We start from the raw sequence: 3,017 nt of genomic DNA, 5'->3' as shown, positions 1-3,017 counted from the left end.
GGCGCGGGTGCTGATACCTGGGATCAGCTCGTCCTTGCCGTATTTGATGGTTTGGGCGAAGAAGACCAGCTCGAGAATGGCGGCGGTCAACAAGCCGAACCAGAAGCATTTCAGGTACCAGTGGTCGTAGACGACGAACCAGTCATGGAACCGGGCCACGCAGCCGGTGTCGTGGGCGAACCAGTAGAAGGTGCAGAACAACGGCATTGAATACGCGCGGTCGCGTTTGGCGACGCGGACGCATTCGATGAGCCACCACCACTGGAAGATCATCGCGATGGCGAAGCCACCCAGGATCCACCACTTGTTCTGGTCAATCAGGTTCAAAAGCTGGTGGGGATCGTACAACATCAGGGCTGCCTCTCCAGGGTGGGTTCCGTCCGCTGCGGGGCAGCGCGCCTGCGCGAGCTGTTCCTGGCCGTCAGGTGAACGGCCAGAACGACTTTCGCTGCGGTAGGCGCGTTCATGTCTTTTACTCTTTACCGTTCTGGGTCACGAGGTGAGCGTGTCGAGGTCAGCGACGGCGGTCGCGGTGCGGCGGATGACGATGCGGCAGGCGTCTTCTGGTTGCATCTCGGGTTGGTAGAAGCTGTGGCCGTAGGCCCATGCCCAGGCGGCGCAGGGATAGGCGGCGTTCTGGCGGTACGCGGTCCAGGCGTCCTCGGTGGCCGGCGGCTTGCCGCCGCTGTCGGCGACTGTCGTGAGGTAGAGGTCGAGGAGCTCGCGTTCCCAGGTGCGGCGGTCGTCGGTTTCGCATGCCGAGGTGACGAAGTAGGTGAAGTCATAGGCCCAACTGCCGGTCATGATCGACTGCCAGTCGGTCAGGCCTGCGCGCCCGTCGTTGGTGATGTAGACCTGCCCGACGTGGGGGTCACCGTGCAGTAGGGTGCGGGGTCCTTGGAGTCCGGTGTGCTCGAGGCTGCGGCGCGTCGCGGCCCAGAGCCGGTCGGCTTGATCGCGCATGCTCGCCGGGATGACGCTGGCGGCCTTGTTCAGCCCGACGGCGCAGCGCTTGCCCATGTTCACGAAAGACTTGACGTAGCCGAGGTGGTCAGCTGTGGTCTTCAGCTCGGCCAATGCCGGGTCCTCCCACCAGGCGCCATGGCATTTACCGAGGTTGACGACGACGTCTTCGACCTGGCTACGGGTCAGGGGGGTGGTGGCGCTGATGAAGGTCGCCCCCTTGGTGGCAGCGATGTCTTCTAACAACACCATGCTGCGCCACGAACGCGGGTCGACGCCGCCCCAGTAGCCCAGCGGGGCTTCCATCTCAATCCTCGGCCGAAACCGCGTGTAGAACGTTGGTTCTCCGTCGAGGATGTGCGCGCCACCGAGCAGCAACCGCTGCGTGAAGCCGGCAGTGGTCTTGGTGTAAAGCTCGGTCGGGAGCCCGGCCTCGCGGCCGGCGTCGTTGTATTCGACACGCAGCCCGCTGCGGGTGGTCGTCTGGCTGGTGCCTGCCTCGGTGCTGTAACCCACCACGCGAGCGTCGCGGCGCCCGTGGCACAGGACGTCGGTGAGCCAGGCCTCGTTGATGTCGAAACCATCGCGAGGAATGTCGGCCCGCGTCCGGGGTGGCTGCGGCCGAAGCTTCTCGCCTGCCATCGCCCAGGCGATCGCTCCCGCGCGCCCGGCCAGCCAGAGCTTGGGGTGCACTAGCGGCCCTCGGTCATCCGAGCGCCGGCCACGCGGTCGTCTCGCGGAACCGGAACGCGTCGGGCCTGCGGCCATCGGTGTCGGTGAATCCGTATTCGTCGGCGAGCAACACGACAGGGTGAGCACGGCCGGCCTTCTTGGCGACACCGTCGTCGGCGGCCAGCGCGGCGATAGCGCGGCCGGCGTAGTGCGGGGTCTCGGTGAGCGCGATCAGCTCGTCGTCGCTGATGTTTGCGAGCCGCTCGTCGGTATCGGCGAACTGGGCCCAGCCCTCGCGAAGGAGAGATTCGACGGCGCGCGGGTTCTGGTCGAGCATCGCGCCGATGAACTCGGTGCGCACGATTCCCGGCCAGATCGACAGGATTGACACGGGGTAGTCGCGCAGCTCGTGGTGCATGTCGAGCATGAGCCGGTGTCCGGCGGCCTTACCGGTACCGTACAGCGGTGACATGAAGTAGTGGACGGCGCCGCACGACGACACGTTGACGATGAGCCCGCTACGTTCGAGCAGCAGCGGCATCGCCTTCTGAGTCGCGACGTAGTGGCCGCGGACAGCGATCGTGAACAGTGCGTCCCAGCTGTCGACCGGCGTCTGCCAGAAGGGTGGACCGCCCCAGCCAGGGCCGAGGGCGGAGACGGTATCGGGACTCGGGAAGACATTGTTGACCAGCAGATCGAGACCGCCCTGCTCGTCACCGACACGATCGAACAGTGCGGCGACCTGGGCGTCGTCGGCGTGGTCACACCCCACGCCGATGCCCACGCCACCGGCGTCAGTGACGGCCCGGGCCGTTTCGGCCGCGGTGCCCGGCATCGGACCGGCGGGGGCGTCAAGCGAGCGTGCCGTGACGTAGACGGTCGCGCCGGCTGCACCCAACTCGATTGCGGTGGCCTTGCCGAGCCCGCGGCTGCCGCCGGTCACGACGGCCGCCTTGCCGGCGAGTGGCTGATCGGTCATCGTCAAACCTTCGATTGCGGGTGGTAGTCGCTCATGCTGGCGCCCCGGCGTGCGTTTCAGCCTTCAGCCGACCGAGCGCATCGACGGCGAACTGGAAAGCACCGGCGACCTCCTCCAGCGGCAGCAGCATCGACAGGTAGTCGGCGACACCGATCCATGAGATTCCCGCCTCGACGTAAGGGACCAGCGCGTCGGCGACATACTCTGGCGTCCCGTACAACCAGGCGGCCTCGCAGTGGCGGCGGGTGGTTTTGCTGATGACGTCTTCGACGAAGCTGTCGTCGTGGGAGTACGGCTTCATCTTCGCGTAGTAGTTCCAGTCGTCGGGCATCGGCGAGCGAAGTCCGGCATCCTCCCAGTCCTGCTTGGTGATACGGCCCGACATCGCCGAGAACCATTTGAC

General features: G+C 66.1%; 3 protein-coding genes and 1 pseudogene. All 4 read right to left on the bottom strand.

The window, feature by feature from the left end; all coding sequences use genetic code 11:
- Positions 1-351, bottom strand: a 351-nt coding sequence (locus tag WAN02_RS29105) for a hypothetical protein (RefSeq protein ID WP_422268854.1), incomplete at its 3' end; no start/stop codon positions are given.
- 141 nt (positions 352-492) lie between these two features.
- Positions 493-1,656, bottom strand: a complete 1,164-nt coding sequence (locus WAN02_RS29100; protein WP_422268853.1) for a phosphotransferase — start codon at positions 1,654-1,656, stop codon at positions 493-495.
- A 13-nt stretch (positions 1,657-1,669) separates the two neighbouring features.
- Positions 1,670-2,614, bottom strand: coding sequence for an SDR family NAD(P)-dependent oxidoreductase (locus tag WAN02_RS29095; protein WP_422268852.1), 945 nt, complete (start codon positions 2,612-2,614; stop codon positions 1,670-1,672).
- A 31-nt stretch (positions 2,615-2,645) separates the two neighbouring features.
- Positions 2,646-3,017: pseudogene (locus WAN02_RS29090) on the bottom strand (hypothetical protein); the annotation flags it as partial.

The organism is Mycobacterium sp., assembly GCF_049281135.1.
GTDB lineage: Bacteria > Actinomycetota > Actinomycetes > Mycobacteriales > Mycobacteriaceae > Mycobacterium.
Note: the sequence above shows the minus strand (reverse complement) of the source record. Positions and strands in the feature narration are given on the sequence as shown.